The 18564-nt window shown below is 61.7% G+C and carries 19 protein-coding genes and 1 tRNA gene; all 20 read left to right on the top strand.

Annotation, left to right across the window (positions count from 1 at the left end; all coding sequences use genetic code 11):
- The first annotated feature begins 85 nt into the window (after positions 1-85).
- The 20 genes from Q5Q88_RS04940 to Q5Q88_RS04845 all read left to right on the top strand — a co-directional run bounded on the left by Q5Q88_RS04940 (position 86) and on the right by Q5Q88_RS04845 (position 18541).
- A complete protein-coding gene (locus tag Q5Q88_RS04940; protein ID WP_118653440.1) occupies positions 86-853 on the top strand; it encodes a nucleotide exchange factor GrpE in 768 nt (255 codons plus the stop codon).
- Between the two features lie 126 nt (positions 854-979).
- The gene (locus Q5Q88_RS04935) at positions 980-1918 is read left to right on the top strand and encodes a DnaJ C-terminal domain-containing protein (RefSeq protein ID WP_302742098.1); all 939 of its coding nucleotides are present in this window, start codon (positions 980-982) and stop codon (positions 1916-1918) included.
- A gap of 78 nt (positions 1919-1996) precedes the next feature.
- Positions 1997-2410 (top strand): heat shock protein transcriptional repressor HspR, encoded by a 414-nt coding sequence (locus Q5Q88_RS04930; protein WP_294122990.1) that lies wholly within the window; start codon positions 1997-1999, stop codon positions 2408-2410.
- Positions 2411-2447: 37 nt separating this feature from the next.
- Complete coding sequence (locus Q5Q88_RS04925) at positions 2448-2699, top strand: cysteine-rich small domain-containing protein (protein ID WP_294122992.1); 252 nt, start codon at positions 2448-2450, stop codon at positions 2697-2699.
- 394 nt (positions 2700-3093) lie between these two features.
- On the top strand, positions 3094-5664 hold the full coding sequence (gene clpB, locus Q5Q88_RS04920) for an ATP-dependent chaperone ClpB (RefSeq protein WP_302742097.1): 2571 nt from the start codon (positions 3094-3096) through the stop codon (positions 5662-5664).
- A 124-nt stretch (positions 5665-5788) separates the two neighbouring features.
- Positions 5789-5944 carry a hypothetical protein gene (locus Q5Q88_RS04915; protein ID WP_302742096.1) on the top strand — a complete coding sequence of 52 codons (156 nt, stop codon included), beginning with the start codon at positions 5789-5791 and terminating at the stop codon, positions 5942-5944.
- 8 nt (positions 5945-5952) lie between these two features.
- On the top strand, positions 5953-7179 hold the full coding sequence (gluQRS, locus tag Q5Q88_RS04910; RefSeq protein WP_302742095.1) for a tRNA glutamyl-Q(34) synthetase GluQRS: 1227 nt from the start codon (positions 5953-5955) through the stop codon (positions 7177-7179).
- A 121-nt stretch (positions 7180-7300) separates the two neighbouring features.
- Positions 7301-7391, top strand: a tRNA-Ser gene (locus Q5Q88_RS04905).
- A gap of 331 nt (positions 7392-7722) precedes the next feature.
- A complete protein-coding gene (locus Q5Q88_RS04900; RefSeq protein ID WP_158574808.1) occupies positions 7723-7878 on the top strand; it encodes a hypothetical protein in 156 nt (51 codons plus the stop codon).
- 27 nt (positions 7879-7905) lie between these two features.
- Entirely contained in the window at positions 7906-8769 is an 864-nt protein-coding gene (locus Q5Q88_RS04895) for a KilA-N domain-containing protein (RefSeq protein WP_118653454.1), read from the top strand.
- A gap of 252 nt (positions 8770-9021) precedes the next feature.
- A complete protein-coding gene (locus tag Q5Q88_RS04890) occupies positions 9022-10044 on the top strand; it encodes a hypothetical protein (protein WP_294123004.1) in 1023 nt (340 codons plus the stop codon).
- Positions 10045-10305: 261 nt separating this feature from the next.
- Positions 10306-10932, top strand: coding sequence for a recombinase family protein (locus Q5Q88_RS04885; RefSeq protein ID WP_118653513.1), 627 nt, complete (start codon positions 10306-10308; stop codon positions 10930-10932).
- Between the two features lie 228 nt (positions 10933-11160).
- Positions 11161-11688 (top strand): transcription termination/antitermination NusG family protein, encoded by a 528-nt coding sequence (locus tag Q5Q88_RS04880; RefSeq protein ID WP_302742092.1) that lies wholly within the window; start codon positions 11161-11163, stop codon positions 11686-11688.
- A 149-nt stretch (positions 11689-11837) separates the two neighbouring features.
- The gene (locus tag Q5Q88_RS04875; protein WP_302742091.1) at positions 11838-12611 is read left to right on the top strand and encodes a sugar transferase; all 774 of its coding nucleotides are present in this window, start codon (positions 11838-11840) and stop codon (positions 12609-12611) included.
- Positions 12612-13385: a WecB/TagA/CpsF family glycosyltransferase gene (locus tag Q5Q88_RS04870; protein ID WP_302742089.1), complete on the top strand. Its 774-nt coding sequence runs from the start codon at positions 12612-12614 to the stop codon at positions 13383-13385.
- Positions 13386-14435, top strand: a complete 1050-nt coding sequence (locus Q5Q88_RS04865; RefSeq protein ID WP_302742087.1) for a polysaccharide biosynthesis protein — start codon at positions 13386-13388, stop codon at positions 14433-14435.
- A 1-nt stretch (position 14436) separates the two neighbouring features.
- Positions 14437-15654, top strand: a complete 1218-nt coding sequence (locus Q5Q88_RS04860) for an NAD-dependent epimerase/dehydratase family protein (protein ID WP_302742085.1) — start codon at positions 14437-14439, stop codon at positions 15652-15654.
- Between the two features lie 4 nt (positions 15655-15658).
- On the top strand, positions 15659-16843 hold the full coding sequence (locus tag Q5Q88_RS04855) for a UDP-N-acetyl glucosamine 2-epimerase (protein ID WP_302742083.1): 1185 nt from the start codon (positions 15659-15661) through the stop codon (positions 16841-16843).
- On the top strand, positions 16843-18039 hold the full coding sequence (locus tag Q5Q88_RS04850) for a glycosyltransferase (RefSeq protein ID WP_302742081.1): 1197 nt from the start codon (positions 16843-16845) through the stop codon (positions 18037-18039). Before Q5Q88_RS04855 ends, Q5Q88_RS04850 begins: the two co-directional genes overlap by 1 nt.
- Complete coding sequence (locus Q5Q88_RS04845) at positions 18026-18541, top strand: acyltransferase (protein ID WP_294124044.1); 516 nt, start codon at positions 18026-18028, stop codon at positions 18539-18541. Before Q5Q88_RS04850 ends, Q5Q88_RS04845 begins: the two co-directional genes overlap by 14 nt.
- Positions 18542-18564 lie beyond the last annotated feature (23 nt).

Raw genomic sequence — 18564 nt, 5'->3', positions numbered from 1 at the left:
TCCAAAACCCGCGGCGAATATGGATGAAAGGGGCGGCCGGCCTGCCAGCTGGCGAGTCGGCCGCCTAGGCTGTAAGGAGACGGACGTGAAGATACCCGTGAAGGATGCCGTGGAGGCGTCCGATCAGGCACCTGAGCCCGCCGAACTGGTTGTTGAGAAGGAGGAGGCCGATATGGCCGAGGAACCTGCTGAGATGACCGAGGAAGAGATGGTCGAAGCCGCTATTCGCGCTGGCGAGGAGGCTGCTGACAACGACTTCAAGCTCAAGTACGAGAAGGTCGAGGCAGAGCTTGCCGAGCTCCGCGAGCAGCTTGCCGCTGCCGAGGATTCCAAGACGGCAGCCGAGGCCAAGGCCGCCGACGCCGTGAGCCGTCACGCGCGCCTGCAGGCCGATTGGGAGAACTACCGTCGTCGCACCGCGCAGGAGCGCTTGGACGAGCGCGCCCGTGCAACCGAGAAGCTGGTCGAGGCCCTGCTTCCGGTCGTTGATGATATGGAGCGTGCGCTCGATCACGCGCGTAGCCAGGAGATGGCCGAGGACTTCAAGCAGTTCGTCGACGGCGTCGATGCCGTGCGCGCCAAGCTGCTCGGCGTGTTCGACCGCGAGGGCGTTGAGCCCATCGATCCCAAGGGCGAGGCCTTCGACTGCAATATCCACCAGGCAGTCGGTCGCGTTGAGGACGCGTCTCAGTACGATGAGACCGTGAACGACGTGTATCAGAAGGGCTATCGGATGGGCGGCAAAGTGCTGCGTCCCGCTATGGTCACCGTGACCTACGGCGGCGACAAGCGCCCCGCGCCGGCGCCCGAGGCCGACGCTGCGGAAGGCCAGGCCGAGGAATCGGCCGAGTAAGTAGCGTTTCGACCTGCGCGTGTTCGATGGGCCCTCAGTACGGGTCCACGCGGCACGCGTTTTCGATTGATCAGGCGGGGCCCTGGGACGATAGCCCGGGGCCCTTTTTAAGAAGGGAGGGTTCACATGCCTTCATCTAAGAGCTTCTACGATGTCTTGGGCGTATCGAAGAACGCCTCCGATAAGGACATCAAGTCGGCTTTTCGCAAGCTCGCGCAGAAGTACCATCCCGATCGTGGCGGCGATGAGGCCAAGTTCAAGGAGATCTCCGAGGCGTACGAGACGCTCTCGAACCCCGAGAAGCGCAAAGAGTACGACATGATGCTGCAGTTCGGCGGCATTCCCGGGCAGGGCGGCTACGCATATTCGGGCGGAGCGGGCGGTCCCTCGATGGCGGACATCTTTGGCAGCATGTTCCGAGGCGAAGGGGTGAGTGGCGCGTACGGCTCCGACCCCACCGGGTTCGACTTTGGCGACATGTTCGGTGGGGGCTCGCGCCGGGCGCGCAAGGGTAGCGACCTCAAGGCCGTTATCGATGTGACTTTCGACGAGGCGCTGCACGGCGCCCGCAGGAGCGTGACGCACCGTATTCCGTCGACGGGCGAGAGCGACACCATCGAGGTGACGATTCCCGCTGGCTGCTATGACGGCATGAAGGTCCGCTACAAGAACCATGGCGAGTACGGCGTGAACGGCGGCCCGCGCGGCAACATGCTCATTGAATTCCATGTTGCCGAGCATCCGGTTTTCAAGCGCCGCGGCAAGACCGCCGATGTATCGGTCGAGGTGCCCATCTCGATGTACGAGGCCGCGCTCGGCTGCTCGGTTGACATCCCCACGCCCGAGGGTAAGAAACTGCGCCTCAAGGTGCCCGCGGGCACGCAAACGGGCAAGAGCTTCCGTTTTAAGGAGATGGGCATGCCCGACGCCAAGCGCCGTGGTCACATGGGCGCCCTGTTAGCGAACGTGACCGTGCAGATCCCGACGAGCTTGACCGACAAAGAGCGCACCGCTTTGGAAAAGCTACGCGATTCCGATGAGCGCGACTATCGCACCAAACTCTAACGTGTAATGTGGTGGCGGGTGCGTCTTTGCGCGCGGCGCGTACAATAAAACGCAAAACTTGGACCTAATGGGGGAAGCATGACCGAGGAGAGCCGCAACAAACCGCTGTATATGATTTCCGTGGCCGCGGAGCTCACGGGCATGCACCCCCAGACGCTGCGCGTGTACGAGTCCAAGGGCTTGGTGAACCCCAAGCGCTCGGGTGGTAACACACGTCTGTATTCACAAGCCGACATCGAACGCCTCGAGCTCATCAACCAGCTCACGGACGAGGGCATCAACCTCGCTGGCGTGGTGCGCATCCTCGACATGAAGGAGCGCGCCCAGGAGCGCGAGCGCGAGGCGGAACAGCTCCGTGCGCGCGTGCGCCAGCTCGAGGACGAGCTGCACGAGCTCAAGATGCAGAAGCGCATCACTGCGCTCGCCCCGCGCGACGGGTCCGCGGATCCCGAGAAGGTCCTGCGCGGCCTTCTCGGCGGCGGTGATTTGTAGGTTGGCGCGGGAGGCCGCCCGTTAGGAGGGGCTCTGCATGCCCAGCACGGAGTCGTACAAGTTCTTCAACCACTCCACCTGCGAGTTCTATCCCTGTCACGACATGTCGGCGGCGGACCTCAACTGCCTGTTCTGTTTTTGTCCGCTGTACCGGCTAGGCGATGCCTGCGGCGGGAATTTCGCCTACATCGATGGGGCAAACGGTGAGCGCATCAAGGATTGCAGCGCCTGCACGCTGCCGCATCGCCGCGAGAACTACGACTACATTATGGGGCGCCTGGCGGAGTGACCCCATTGAACGCGGGACGTCCTTCGGTCATGTAAGCTAAAACTTGCTAAAAGAAACTAAAAGAATTTGAAGCCACACTTCAAGCAAGTCGGTTGGGTCTTGGCGGTAAACCGCCCTTGCCAGCGCGTCCATGTGGTCGGCGAACTGCGCAATATCCATTTCGTGATACCTAACTTAGAAAATCTTATATATGGAGACTTAGATTTGTGTATAGAACGAGGCTCCATCGGCAACAATACACCTCGATAGAACAACGCGCCGCCCCGTAGGGCGGCCACGTGCGACCCAAGGACCCGTCTCGGTTTGACAGTCCCCATTGATGCCAACTCTCAATTCGGTGCCTGTCCCCAAATTGAGGCGCGGTGGTCCGGGGGTCGTGAGAGAGGGTGATTCCATGAGAATCGATAAGCTTGCCATGACCTCGCGCGAGGCGCTGCAAAACGCTATCGGCATCGCGTCCGACGCGCAGGCAGCATCGGTGGAGCCCATCCACCTGCTCGCCGCGTTGCTCACCAGCGGAGAGCGAAACATATCCGTCATCATCGAGCGCATCGGCGCCGACCCAAAGCAGCTCGCAAGCGCGACTCAGCAGGCTATCGACCGCGCCCCTAAGGTCGAAGGAGCTCAGCAGCAGCTTGGTAGCGATCTCACCCGCGTGCTTGAGCGCGCTGAGAAAAAGGCCTCCAAGATGGACGACAACTTCGTGGTGACCGAGCATCTGCTCATGGCGCTGGCGGAGGACAAGGGCGAGGCGGGCCGGATCTTGGCGAACGCCGGCGTGACGCGTGAGCGCATCGAGGAGGTCTACACCGAGCTCCGTGGAGACGACCGCGTGACCTCTGCCGACTCCAAGACCGAGTTCGAGGCCCTCGAGCAGTACGGTCGCAATATCTGCGACTTGGCGCGCGCGGGCAAGCTCGACCCGGTCATCGGCCGTACCGAGGAGATCCGCCGCACCATCCAGGTCCTTTCCCGCCGCACCAAGAACAACCCTGTGCTCATCGGTGAGCCCGGCGTGGGCAAGACCGCCATCGTCGAGGGCATCGCCCAGCGCATCGTCGCGGGCGACGTGCCCTCAACCCTGCGCGACCGTGACCTCATCGAGCTTGACATGAGCGCGCTCGTGGCGGGCGCCAAGTACCGTGGCGAGTTCGAGGACCGCTTGAAGGCGGTGCTCAAGGAGGTCGAGAAGGCCGAAGGCCGCGTCATTCTGTTCATCGACGAGCTCCACACCATCGTGGGTGCGGGTGCTACGGAAGGCTCTATGGACGCGGGCAACATCTTGAAGCCGGCGCTCGCCCGCGGCGACCTGCATGCGATTGGCGCGACCACGCTCGACGAGTACCGCAAGTACATCGAGAAGGACGCGGCACTCGCACGTCGTTTCCAGCAGGTGTTCGTGGGTGAGCCGAGCGTGGAGGACACGGTGTCGATCTTGCGCGGCCTCAAGGAGAAGTACGAAATCTTCCATGGCGTGCGCATCACCGACGGCGCCCTTGTGGCAGCCGCCGACCTATCGAGCCGCTACATCGCCGACCGGTTCCTGCCCGACAAAGCCATCGACCTGGTGGATGAGGCGGCGAGCCGCTTGCGCATGGAGCTCGATTCCATGCCGGTTGAGATCGACGCCATCACGCGCCAGCTCACTCAGATGCAGATCGAGGAGCAAGCCCTCATGAAGGAGACGGATGCCGCCTCCGCCGAGCGCCTGGAAGCGCTACGCCAGGACATCGCCGAGACGCAGGAGCGACTCAATGTGGCTAAGGCCGGCTGGCTCAACCAGAAGAACGCCATCGACCGCGTCCAGGAGCTCAAAAGCCAACTGGACGAGGCCCGTGGTGAGGAGGCTCGCGCGACGCGCGACGGCGACCTCGCCCGCGCGTCCGAGTTGCGCTTTAGCGTAATCCCGGGCTTGGAGGCACAGGTTCGCGAAGGCGAAGAGCAGCTCGCCGCGCAAAAAGAAGACGAGAGCGCCCTCAAGGAGGAAGTCACGTCCGACGAGATCGCTGAGGTCGTGAGCTCGTGGACGGGTGTGCCGGTGGCCAAGATGATGCAAGGTGAGCTCGAGAAGCTGCAGGGGCTCGAAGACCAGCTGCATGAGCGCGTCATCGGCCAGGACGAGGCCGTGCGCGCCGTCGCCGCAGCCGTGCGTCGCAGCCGTGCCGGCCTTTCCGACCCCGACCGCCCCATCGGCAGCTTCTTCTTCCTCGGACCCACCGGCGTGGGCAAGACCGAGCTCGCCAAGGCGCTCGCCGAGTGCCTGTTTGACGATGAGCGCGCGCTCGTGCGCATCGACATGTCCGAGTACATGGAGAAGTTCAGCGTCCAGCGCCTCATCGGCGCTCCTCCCGGATACGTTGGCTACGACGAGGGAGGCCAACTCACCGAGGCGGTGCGTCGGCGCCCCTACTCCGTCATCCTGCTCGACGAGATGGAGAAGGCACACCCCGACGTGTTCAACGTGCTGCTCCAGGTGCTCGACGACGGTCGTCTTACCGATGGCCAGGGTCGTCAGGTGAGCTTCAAGAACACGATCATCATCATGACGAGCAATGTGGGTTCGAGCGCCATCGCCGAGTACGCGGGACGTGACGAGGCGGAGATGCGCCGTCTGGTGGACGAGGCCATGAGCCACACGTTCAGGCCCGAGTTCCTGAACCGCATCGATGACATCGTGGTGTTCCACCCGCTCGGTATGGAGCAGATCGAGAAGATTGTGGATATCCAGCTCGCCGACGTCCGTGCACGCCTGGCAAAGGAGCGCATGACGCTCGAGATCACGCCGGAGGCGAAGCAGATGCTCGCGGTGGGCGGCCTCGACCCCGTGTTCGGCGCCCGTCCGCTCAAGCGCCTTATCCAGCGCGAGGTGGTCGACGCAATCGCGCGCGCCATCATCGACGGCCGCGTGCACGAGGGCGACACAGTCACGGTGGGTGTCGACGGAGACGAGTTCGTCGTCGCGTAGCCGTTGCGTGAGCGGCGAATTGCGCGTGCGCACGCGGAGGCCGCGTTTCGCCATGGCGTTGTGCAACGTATACTAAGGAGCCGGGTGCCCGTTGGCGCCCGGCTTCTTTATGAAAGGGGATGGCATGGTGGACGGCAAACGCGACGAGGTCGAACTGCGGGACGAGGAGACGCTCGACCCTTGTGTCCGCGCGGAGAACGAGGACGATGACGGTTACGACCCGTACTCCGATCGCCGCCCCGACCCCGAGCCGCTCTTCGAGCGCGATCCGTGGGCGTAGCGTTTACCATGGCAGAGCCGGTCGAAGGTGCCCTGGCGGCGCGTAGCGGTAATCGCTGCGGCGCACCGTTTGTCCCGTGTGAGGGTGCCGAGTTCGCGCGGGATCCGACCCCCGCGCCTGCCGCAGATGCCGTGCTTGCTGCGCGCCCTGTGTATGATGAGCCCTTCGCACCCGTGGTGGGCCGCTTTGCTCCATCACCCACAGGACGGATGCACCTGGGCAATATTATGGCTTCGCTGCTGGCATGGCTGTCTGTGCGCAGCCAGGGCGGCAAGCTCATCTTACGCATCGAGGACTTGGATGACCGCGCGCGCAGCGGTCCGTGGGCGGACCTGCTCATGGATGATCTGCGCTGGTTGGGCCTCCATTGGGACGAGGGGCCGTATTACCAGACCGGGCGCCTTGACCTGTACGAGGCCGCGTTGACCCAGCTGGAAGACTTGGGGTTGCTGTACCCCTGTTTTTGCACGCGCGCCGAGCTGCACGCCGCGAGCGCTCCTCATGCGAGCGACGGTACCCCCATATATGTAGGTACGTGTAGGGGATTGACGCCCGAAGAGGTTGCCGAGCGCTCCAAGTTGCGTCCGCCTGCCTTGAGGCTGCGCGTGCCTGCCGTGCGCACCGCGCCCCGTTCCGCCGCCAACATTCGCGAGAGTTTACTCTCGCAGGCGAAATTGCCCGATTCTGCCGATTTTTTGCCGCGAGAGTTAACTCTCGCGGGGTATGGCACGCCTCCTGTGCGGAACGATGCGGGGCCAATCCGCTTCGAAGATCGTACCTATGGTCCACAGCAGGAGGTCCTCGCGCAGGAGTGCGGCGACTTCCTCGTGCGCCGAAGTGACGGCGTTTTTGCGTACCAGCTTGCGGTGGTGGTGGACGATGCCGCGATGGGCGTCACGGAGGTTGTGCGCGGATGTGACTTGCTGGGATCGACCGCTCGCCAGTTGTACCTGCAAGACTTGCTCGGCTATAAGCATCCGGAGTACGCGCATGTGCCGCTGCTGGTTGCGCCCGACGGCCGCCGCCTGTCCAAGCGCGACCGCGACCTCGACATGGGGGAGCTGCGAGCCCGGTTTGATACGCCGGAAGCGTTGCTGGGTAAGCTCGCATGTGCCGTGGGGTTGCGCTGTGATGCTGCGCCATGCTCGGCCGAGCGACTCGTTGATGGCTTTACATGGGATTGGGTGCGCGAGCATCCGGGCGACATCGTGGTCGCCCCTGGCTTCTTGGGCTAAAGCGCTGCGGGGTTTTGAGATCTATGGCGGCGTCCGGACGGGGTTTCTGGGCGAGTTTTGAATTATTGCCCCGTACTCTGTTCAAGCCCGGGGAAGTGCGATATCATCGACTAGCTGTTCCGGAGAGCTGACCGAGAGGCCGAAGGTGCTCGCCTGCTAAGCGAGTATGGGCCACAAGCCCATCTGGGGTTCGAATCCCCAGCTCTCCGCCAGTGTGAATGATGCGTCCCCTGAGTTATCGCAGCTCAGGGGACGTTTTCTTTTTCCTGTATCTTCCTGCCGCATGCCCGAATGGCAACTATTTGGCAATCGCCCCGCGCATGGAAAAGAGAGTCGGAAGTCTTTGGAGAACCGTACGCTATATAAACCGAAAAGACAATTACGAAGAATGAAATATCACTATGTAAAATTGAATACAACGTAAGGAGGCAAGATGGGCATACCCGAGAACATTGATGCCTTGCTGGTAAAGTTCGATCTGAAACCCGAAAGCCTCGCAACGGCTCGGTGGCGGCGGTCTCCATCGACGGCGCGGACTACGTGATGCGCCGCCTGTGCAACACGGGGCGCATCATCGTGCTGTCCCCGGACTCGTGGGACGACTCGTACGAGGACATAGTCATAACGGGGGAGGGGGAGCGCACGGTCGAGTACGTCGGCACCGTGGTCTGGTTCCAGCCCGCCGAGGAGATGGAGTAGGGAAATGGTCGGAGAGAGGAGTTTGAAATGCCGCCGAAGGAGATAAGCGGGAAGATAACTGCGCTCGGGGTTGATATATCGGTCTCATCAACAGGAGATCGAGACGACTATATCTCGCTGACGGATATCGCAAGATATCGCAGCGATGAACCCGGTGATGTCGTGAAGAACTGGATGCGGAGCAGGGAGACCATTGAATTTCTCGGCGTCTGGGAACGTCTTCACAACCCCGATTTTAAAGAGGTCGAATTCGACCTCTTTAGGTTGGAGTCTGGCCGCAACGCCTTCACCATGTCCCCGACCAAGTGGATACGATCGACTGGAGCTATCGGGATAAAGAGCAAAAGGGGCAGGTACGGCAGCGGAACGTTCGCTCACGTCGACATTGCCTTCGAATTCGCGTCGTGGGTGTCCCCGGAGTTCAAGCTCTATGTGATCCAGGACTATCAACGTCTGAAAAGTGATGAGAACAGCCGTTTGTCGCTCGACTGGAATGAGAAGAGGCTGTTCACGAAGATCAACTATCGCATTCATACCGATGCGGTGAAGGAGCACCTGGAGCCGATTGCCCGGGGCAAGGCGAAGCAGTTCGTCTATGCCAATGAGGCCGATGTGCTGAACGTCGCCTTGTTCGGAATGACGGCAAGACAGTGGCGCGATGCCAATCCTGCTGAAAAGGGGAACGTCAGGGATGGCGCGACGCTGCATCAGCTCATTGTGCTCGCAAACCTTGAGAGCATGAATGCACAGCTCATCAAGGAGGGGCATTCCAGAGAGGAGAGGGTTGTCTACCTGAGGGAAATGGCTTCCCAACAGCTTGACGCACTGAGAGAGAATCCGACTATCAGGGCACTTGACGGAGCCGTCCTTCCTCCCGCTGCGGAGGAATAGGCCTCACCGTGGAAGCCAGCCTGCCCTCCTTGAGTTCACGGAGCTTCTGGAAATTACCGAAGGGGTTCGCCTCTCCTAGTCGGGCGCATTTGACGGAAAACCGGATTTGTCCGTCAGAAATATCGAAATTTGACGGACAAACCCTGTTGTCCGTCAGAAGTGACTGATGTTTCAGATCCGGTCTGAAGACGGAATAGACAGGCACGCTATCTTGTTCGGGCAGAACAATACGCTCGGGCCTGGAGGTGCCGCATGTTCGGGAGGTTCGTTGTGGAACGCAGGGAAGTCGTTTATAGACTTGGAGGCGTCGACCCGGATGAAGGGGTCGATGTTTACGATTTAGTCAAATACCTTAATAAGTTCGACGACCTCGTGCGCCTGACTGTCCGAGAGGCAGGATACGACGGTGAGCTCAAGATCAGGGTGCGCCCATTCAAAGAGGGCTCCTTTATCACCGAGTTCATTGTCGAAAGCGGCATCGTAGATTTGCTGACGAGCCAGAACGTCGACGCCGTGCTCAACGCGATCGAGATACTCGGTTTCTGCTATGGCGGAGCGAAAGGCATTCCGTGGATTGTCCGGAAGGTGCGAGGGGCGATCGACCGATTCGTGGACAATGGCGACGGGTCCTACACTTACGGAAAAGGCGACAATGCCGTGACGGTTGATGAGGCCACACATCGGGCGGTGCAGAATCCTACGATTGCTGAGCTATACAGGGATGTGGCGGTCGGTCCTGTCGCGGAGTTTAACGGCACGGTCCAACAGGTGAATATCTACATGCGCAATCCCAAGGAGGAGGACGATGGCCTTGCTGAAGGCTCCTCTTTTTCAAGGGATGACGCAAGCGACCTCAACGCGTATGCTAGGACCGCCTCGTCGGCGGATGAGCTCGAGGTCAGCGAGACGTCGTACATAAATAGGGGGATATGGTTGAGGCCGCTCGCCGGCTCATATGGCGGAGCCGAGAAGGGATATACCTTTCAATTTGGATCGGGCAGCGACGTCCTTACGTACAAAAGCGTGCGCATCGAAGACAAGAGTTTTTTGGATGATCTTGCAGACGGCACCGTTCGCTTCAACGCTGGAGATCTGATTCAGGTTGACCTTGAGGTAACCGAGAGGCGAACTAGGAGCGGGAAGATGAAGAATCCCCAATACAGGATTCTGAGCGTTGCTGATTACAGGCCATTGAGAGTTTCAAAGCAGGAGACGTTTGCCGACTTTCTCGACAAGAGCGAAGAGGTCAGGTCTTCGAAGGAATCGGAGGAGTGACGAAATAGGTCCCGCGCATATGGGCGGCAACCCTGCGCGAGGCCGTGTGTAGCACCAACCGAATACATCGGAAGGCAAGGTAAGTGCGAATCACGCGCTGGAATGCGAAAAAATGCGAGTGGAGCCCGCCCTCCCGCGGCATGGAAAAGCCGCGTCGGAAGAGGGGCTTAACGCCTATCGATAACCTTCACTTCGAAGCTCATATCGGTTATGAGCGGGAAGAGGGCTTGTTTTCAGCCCCCGATATGAAGGAGGTTCATGATGGGCACCATATACGGTTACGCGCGCGTGAGCACTCGCGAGCAGAATCTCGATCGCCAGTTGAGGGCGCTTGAGGAGTTTGGTGTTCGGCGGGAGCATATCTTCGCCGACAAGGCGAGTGGCAAGAATTTCGACCGGCCGGAGTGGACACGTCTCGTGAACGTGTTGCGTGAGGGCGACGTATTGGTGGTAAAGAGCATCGACCGACTCGGCAGGAACTACGAGGAGATCATAGACCAATGGCGCGCCCTTATAAAAAACCTGCGCGCGGATGTCGTTGTGTTGGATATGCCTCTGCTCGACTCCCGGAACGAGTGCGATGGCGTGACGGGCATGCTGATCTCCGATATCGTGCTACAGCTGCTGTCCTACGTTGCCCAAGTTGAGCGGGAGAGCATTCGGCAGCGCCAACGTGAGGGCATAGTCGCCGCCAAGGCTCGGGGTGTGCGCTTTGGCAGGCCCAAAAAACAACGCCCGGCAGCGTATGGGGTCACGAAAGAAGGGTATCTGGACGGGCGCGTCACTCGCGCCGAGGCAGCGCGACGTCTCGAGATATCGGTTTCGACTTTTGATAAATGGCTGAGGGAAGATGGGGTCAAAAAAGACAACGGGCTGAGGTGTGAATAAGTGCACCTTTTCAAAGCCTTTTAAAACGTACCCATTTTACCAATGATTCCGAAATAAAACCCAGCAATCGACAACTTCATATCTTGTCATCGAGTTGAGTAACCCCTCTCTAAAAAGGTGCACTTTTGCGCGTCGCGTGCGTGCGGGGCTGCACCATCGGGGAGGGCCATGCGAGCCGCTTCGCCACAACTGAGCTTGACACCTGCGGGTTTGCCCGCGGGGCGTCGCGTGCCGCGTGGGAATATGCGTTGGTACCTGGTCCATACGCCCATGAGTATGGAGCATGCCACAGCTGACAAGCTGCTCAAGCTCATCCCGAAAAACCTGCTCGCGGATGCCTTCACGCTTTCAAAGGAGCGCTGGGAAAAGCGCAACGGAGTGTGGTCAATCCGTCGTGTGCAGATGTACCCCGAGTACCTATTTGTCGTATCCAGCGATGCTCACGGCCTGAATAGCGCGCTGCAAAAGCTGAGTTTCCACGTGGACTTGGTGGGGGCCACAGAGCGCTCGATCATGCCGCTTTCGGAAGATGCACGTGCCTTTTTTGAGAGGGTTGCGGGCAGTGAGCGCGTGATCCGCAGCAGCACCGCGGTGATCCTCCATGGCGAGCTGAGCGTCACGGACGGTCCTTTGGTTGGTTGCGAAGCCCTCATTACCAAGGTCGACCGGCACAAGCGCCGCTGCTGGGTGCGCGTGGGAGAGCCCGGACGGGGCTTTTTGGAGACGCTTCCGCTGGACATCCCAATCAAGACATAGGAGCACCCAAAGAGTAAGTCATCACAGCAAAGACGCACGTACATGAGGGGAGGAACCTCCCCGGCAATGAAAAAAGTCCGGGGGGGGGGCGTTCAAAAGTGACCAATGAGACGCAGAAGACATGGCGGGGGCATGCGGAGGACGAGGGCGTGTCGATAAAGCCCGCCGCAACTTTGGGCAACGTTGCTGTCCCCGCCGATGTGAAGGTTCCCGTTGTTGACACCCGTGAGTCTGTCCAAGAGGGCGAATGCTCCGTGCGTTTGTTATCGCTCATGCGCAACGCCGAGGCCTTCGACCGCGAGCGCCTGGGGTACCGCTTCGTGAAGAGGGGCTTCGACATCGTCTTCTCCGCGCTCGTGATCGCCGTCGGCCTCGTGCCGTCCGCGGTGTTGTGCGCCGCGATCGCCGTCGAGAGCCCGGGATGCCCGCTGTACCGCCAGAGGCGCGTGGGGCGCATCGGCGCGGACGGCAGGCCCCGCGAGTTCACCATGTGGAAGTTCCGCTCCATGGTGAAGGGCGCCGACAAGATGAAGGACGCCCTGCTGGCCGAGAACGAGGTCGAGGGCCCCATGTTCAAGATGAGGGACGACCCGCGCGTCACGCGCATCGGCCGCTTCATCCGCAGGCACTCCATCGACGAGTTCCCGCAGTTCCTCAACGTGTTCATGGGCGACATGTCCGTGGTGGGCCCGCGCCCGCCGCTTCCGCGCGAGGTCGCGCAGTACGACGAGTGGGCCATGCAGCGCCTGGCCGTGAAGCCGGGCCTCACCGGCCCCTGGCAGGTGGGCGGCCGCTCGGACGTGGACTTCGACGACATGGTGCGGCTGGACCTGGGCTACATCGCGCGCCGCGGCGTGATGACGGATCTGAAACTCATCCTCCAGACGATCGCGGTCGTCTTCACCGGGAAGGGGGCGGCGTAGATGCACGACCCGTCCGACCCGCGGCTCGCCCGCACGCCGATCATCGACGTCCCCATCACCGCCACGAACATGAGCGACGCGCTGGCCTTCATCGCAGAGCGACTGCCGGAGATCAAGGGGGAGTACATCTGCGTGTCGAACGCGCACACGACCGTGATGGCCCACGACGATCCGGCGTACTACCGCGTCCAGTCCGAGTCCCTCATGTCGGTCCCCGATGGTAAGCCGCTCTCCGTTGTGGGAAGAAAGGCGGTCCCCACGATGGGCCGCGTCACCGGCCCGGACCTCATGCGGGAGGTTTTTACGGTTTCGGCGGAGCGCGGATACCGGCACTACCTCTACGGCAACCGGCGGGAGAACCTCGACGCCCTCGTGGAGGCGCTCGAGCGCGACTACCCCGGCATTGAGATCTGCGGCTGCGAGCCCTCAGTGTTCAGAGACATGACTTCTTTGGAGGAGGCTGAGCTGGCGGAGCGCATCAACCGCACCGAGCCGGACTTCGTCTGGGTCGCGCTGGGCGCACCGCGTCAGGAGTGCTTCTGCCATAGGATGCGCGGTCGTATCGATGGCCTCATGGTCGGAGTCGGCGGAGCGTTCAACATCCTGGCCGGCATCACGCCCGAGGCACCCGTGTGGATGCAAAACCTCAGCCTGGAGTGGCTCTACCGCCTTATCCAGGAGCCAAAGCGCCTGTTCAAGCGCTATTTCGTCACCAATTCGAAATTCATGTTCTACCAGGTCACCGGTAGCAAGAGGAAGAAGGAGAACAAATAGATGGCTTCGTTCGCAGGCAAGACCCTCATGATCACGGGCGGCACGGGCAGCTTCGGCAACACCGTGCTCAAGCACTTCGTCGACACGGACCTCGAGGAGATCCGCATCTTCTCCCGCGACGAGAAGAAGCAGGACGACATGCGCCACCGGCTGCAGGAGCGGAGCCCCGAGCTCGCCTCCAAGGTGCGCTTCTTCATCGGCGACGTGCGCGACGCCCAGTCGGTGCGCGACGCGATGCGCGGCGTGGACCACGTCTTCCACGCCGCGGCTCTGAAGCAGGTGCCCTCCTGCGAGTTCTTCCCCATGGAGGCCGTGCGCACCAACGTCATCGGCACCGACAACGTGCTGCACGCCGCCATCGCCGAGGGCGTGGAGAAGGTCGTGTGCCTGTCCACCGACAAGGCCGCCTACCCCATCAACGCCATGGGAAAGTCCAAGGCCATGATGGAGTCGATCATCTACGCCAACGCCCGCAACGGCGCCGGGCGCACCACCATCTGCTGCACGCGCTACGGCAACGTCATGTGCTCGCGCGGCAGCGTCATCCCGCTGTTCATCGACCGCATCCGCAAGGGCGAGCCGCTCACCGTGACCGACCCCGGCATGACCCGCTTCCTCATGAACCTCGACGAGGCGGTCGACCTCGTGCAGTTCGCCTTCGAGCACGCCGACCCCGGCGACCTGTTCGTCCAGAAGGCCCCGGCCTCCACGATCGGAGACCTGGCCGAGGCGGTCCAGGAGGTGTTCGGGCACGTGGGCACCAAGGTGATCGGCACCCGCCACGGCGAGAAGCTCTACGAGACCCTCATGACCCGCGAGGAGCGCCTGAGGGCCGAGGACATGGGCGGCTACTACCGCGTCGCCTGCGACTCCCGCGACCTCAACTACGACAGCTTCTTCGTCGACGGCGACGTCAAGACCCAGGCGGACGAGGCCTACACCTCCCACAACACCGAGAGGCTGGACGTCGCCGGCACGGTGGAGAAGATCAAGACCGCCGAGTACGTCCAGCTGGCCCTCGAGGGCCGTGAGCACGAGGCGGTGCAGTAGGATGCGCGTCCTGGTCACCGGCGCGAAGGGGTTCGTCGGCCGCAACCTCTGCGAGGCCCTGAAGGCCATCCGCGACGGCAAGGACCGTCGCGAGCGCTTCCGGGCGCTCCTGCCGCTCGAGGTCATGGAGTGCGACCTCGGGACCACGGCGGAGGAGCTGGACGCGATGTGCGCCCGTGCCGACTTCGTGTTCAACCTCGCGGGCGTAAACCGCCCCGAGGACCCGGCGGAGTTCATGGCGGGCAACTTCGGGTTCGCCTCCGACCTGCTCGCGGCGCTCGAGCGCCATGGCAACGCGTGCCCCGTGATGCTCGCGAGCTCCGTCCAGGCGAGCCTGGTCGGGCGCTACGCGGGATCGGCGTACGGCGAGTCCAAGCTGGCGGGGGAGGAGCTGTTCCGCTCGTATTCAGATCGCACGGGCGCGCCGGTGCTCATCTACCGGTTCCCCAACCTCTACGGCAAGTGGTGCTACCCCAACTACAACTCCGCCGTCGCGACCTTCTGCGATGCTATAGCAAATGACCGCGAATACACGGTCAACGACCCTTCGGTCGAGCTGGAGCTCCTCTACATCGACGACCTGGTCGCCGAGATGCTCTCCGCCCTGCTGGGGGAGGAGCGCCACTGCGGCTACGACGGGCTTGCGGAGATCGAGGGCGACGACTTCTGCGCGTGCCGTCCCACCGACCGCGCCACGCTGGGCGAGATCGTCGACCTGCTCGAGTCGTTCAGGGCGAGCCGCGCCGACCTCTCGGTGCCCGACCTCGCGGATGGCTCGTTCTCCAAGAAGCTGTGGAGCACGTTCGAGAGCTACTACGACGAGGGCTCGCGGGCCTACGCGCTCAAGGCCAACCGCGACGAGCGCGGCTCCTTCACCGAGTTCCTGCGCACCCCGGAGCGCGGCCAGGTCTCCGTCAACGTCTCCGGGCCAGGCGTCACGAAGGGCAACCACTGGCACCACTCCAAGTGGGAGCGCTTCCTGGTGGTCTCCGGCGAGGCGTCCATCCGCCTGCGCCGCGTCGGCCTGGACGCCGACGGCCGCCCGCTCCCCGTGGACGAGTACCGCGTCTCCGGCGACGACCCCGTGGCGGTCGAGATGGCGCCCGGCACCACGCACTGCATCGAGAACCTTTCTGATACCAAGGATCTCGTAACCGTAATGTGGGCCAACGAGCCCTTCGACCCCGAGAACCCCGACACGTATTACGAGGAGGTCTAGCCCTATGGCAGCCGACTACTCCAACGTCTCTTTTGCCAATGACGGTCGTCTTCGACTCCTTGTCATCGTTGGCACGCGCCCCGAGGTTATCCGCCTGTCCGAGGTCATCAAGAAGTGCCGCCGGCACTTCGACTGCCTTCTGGCGCACACCGGGCAGAACTACGACTACACTCTCAACGGCATCTTCTTCCGCGACCTCGAGCTGGCGGACCCGGACATCTACCTGGACGCCGTGGGCGACGGGCTGGGGGAGACCATGGGCAACATCATCGCCCGCTCCTACGACCTGATGCGGGAGGTGGAGCCCGAGGCCCTGCTCGTGCTCGGCGACACCAACTCCTGCCTCTCGGCCATCGCGGCCAAGCGCCTGCACATCCCGATCTTCCACATGGAAGCCGGCAACCGCTGCAAGGACGAGTGCCTGCCCGAGGAGACCAACCGCCGGATCGTCGACGTGATCTCCGATGTGAACCTCGCCTACTCCGAGCACGCGCGCCGCTACCTCAAGGAGACGGGGTGCGCGCCGGAGCGCACCTACGTCACGGGCTCGCCCATGGCCGAGGTGCTGCGCGCCAACCTCCCCAAGATCGAGGCGTCCGACATCCACGCGCGCCTGGGGCTCGAGCCGAGGGGGTACATGCTGCTCTCCGCGCACCGCGAGGAGAACATCGACACCGAGGCGAACTTCCTGTCGCTTTTCGGCGCCATCAACAGGCTCGCCGAGGAGTACCAGATGCCCATCCAGTACTCCTGCCACCCGCGCAGCCGCAAGCGCCTGGAGGAGACCGGCTTCGAGCTGCACCCGCTGGTGCGCATGCACGAGCCCATGGGCTTCCACGACTATAACCGCCTGCAGATGGACGCGTTCTGCGTGGTCTCCGACTCCGGCACGCTGCCCGAGGAGAGCTCGTTCTTCGCGAGCATCGGAAAGCCGTTCCCCGCTGTGTGCATCCGAACCTCCACCGAGCGCCCCGAGGCGCTCGACAAGGCCTGCTTCATCCTCGCCGGCGTCGACGAGCGCGGCCTGCTGAACGCGGTCCGCACCGCCGTGGCACTGGACGCGGAGGGGTCGCTCCCCCAGGCCCCCGTGCCAGACTACGCCGACGAGAACGTGTCCACCAAGGTGGTCAAGATCATCCAATCCTACACCGGTGTCGTAGACAAGATGGTGTGGAGGAAGAGTCTGTAATGGCCTCGAGTGATGTCAAAACGGTCGAAGCGCTTGTCGACGATGCGCTGGTGTTGGGGGAGGGGCTCAATAGGCCGCTACGTTACGTCCAGCTCAATAGCTTCTACAATGGGTCGACCGGCTCCATTATGCGTGGCTTACACGCACAGCTGTCGAATTGCGGTGTTGACTCTTATTGCTTCTGGGGCAGGCGTCATGCGACCATCGATGGCCACATGCAATGCTGTGCAACCAAGCCCGAGGTGTATCTGCATGGTGCCATGACGCGCCTTCGCGATCGCATGGGCTTCTATTCCAAGCGCGACACCGTGCGGCTGCTCAAGCGGCTTGACGAGATCGACCCGGACGTCGTCCACCTGCACAACATCCACGGCTACTACGTGAACATCGAGATGCTTTTCGCTTGGCTGGCCGCTCATCGCTGCCAGGTGAGGTGGACTCTGCATGATTGCTGGGCACTCACGGGCCATTGCGCACACTTCACATATGTGAAGTGTGCGCAATGGATGACTCATTGCGCGTATTCGGAGAGCTGCCCGCAGCCGGACGCCTATCCCAAGACGATCTGCAAGTCGAACTGCGCGAGGAATTTCGAGGACAAGAGGCGCATCTTCACCAGCGTCCCGCCGGAGCGCATGACGCTCATCTGCCCGTCGCAGTGGCTCGCCGACTTGGTGGCGAAGAGCTTCCTTAAGGGTTATCCCGTCGAGGTGCGCCACAACACTATCGATAAGGCCGTGTTCAAGCCCACTCCGAGTGATTTCCGCGAGCGGTATGGCATCGGTGACCGTTTCATGATCTTGGGCGTTGCGAGCCCCTGGACTGAGCGCAAGGGCCTGGGAGACTTCGTGCGGTTGGCCGGGGAGCTGGATTCCGATAGATATGCCATCGTGCTCGTGGGTCTCTCCGCAAAGCAGATGAAATCGCTCCCGGTGGGGATCATCGGTCTCACGAGGACGGATTCCCCGCAGGAGCTCGCCGGGATCTACACGACCGCGGACGTCTTCTTCAACCCGACAGTCGAGGACAACTACCCGACGGTGAATTTGGAGGCTGAGGCCTGCGGAACCCCGGTCATCACGTATGACACAGGCGGCTGCAGGGAGACGATCGCTGACGTGCGCTCGCACGTGGTAGAGGGATATTCACAGGCAGTGGAACTGCTTAAGGGAAAGGAAAACCATGCAGCAAGCTGATCTTGCCGCTATTGGCTCTCAGGGGTATAAACGCTTCGCAAAGATGCCGATTAAGCTCCTACTTGTGGCACTCAACAAGCTGTCAAACAAGACATACAAGCGGCTATATCCACGTTATTTGGCGTGGTTGGGAGTCAATATCTCGAAGCAATTCTCTGAGTATGGCGACCCATGGATAAGTCCCGAATGTCGTTTTGATGCCGCCGGTTACAACTTGATAACCCTTGGGGACGGCGTGACCATATCCTATGGCACCTCGATTCTCGTCCATGATTATAGCATCGACAAAGCGCTGTTTTCCCGTCGTAGCGAGCACGGCAAGTTCCTTAAGCCCGTTTCAATTGGCAAGAATTGCTTTATTGGGGCTAATTCCATGATTCTACCAGGAACCACCATTGGGAACGATTGCATTATCGGGGGGGGGGTCGATCGTCAAGGGAGATTTCCCGGACGGTTCGATTATCTGTGGGAATCCGGCGCGCGTTGTGGGGGATATAGATGAATTCCTCGCAAGGCACGAGCAAA

The organism is uncultured Collinsella sp. (genome assembly GCF_959026545.1).
GTDB lineage: Bacteria > Actinomycetota > Coriobacteriia > Coriobacteriales > Coriobacteriaceae > Collinsella.
The sequence above is the reverse complement of the archived record's forward strand: the minus strand, read 5'-3'. Positions and strand labels throughout refer to the sequence as shown.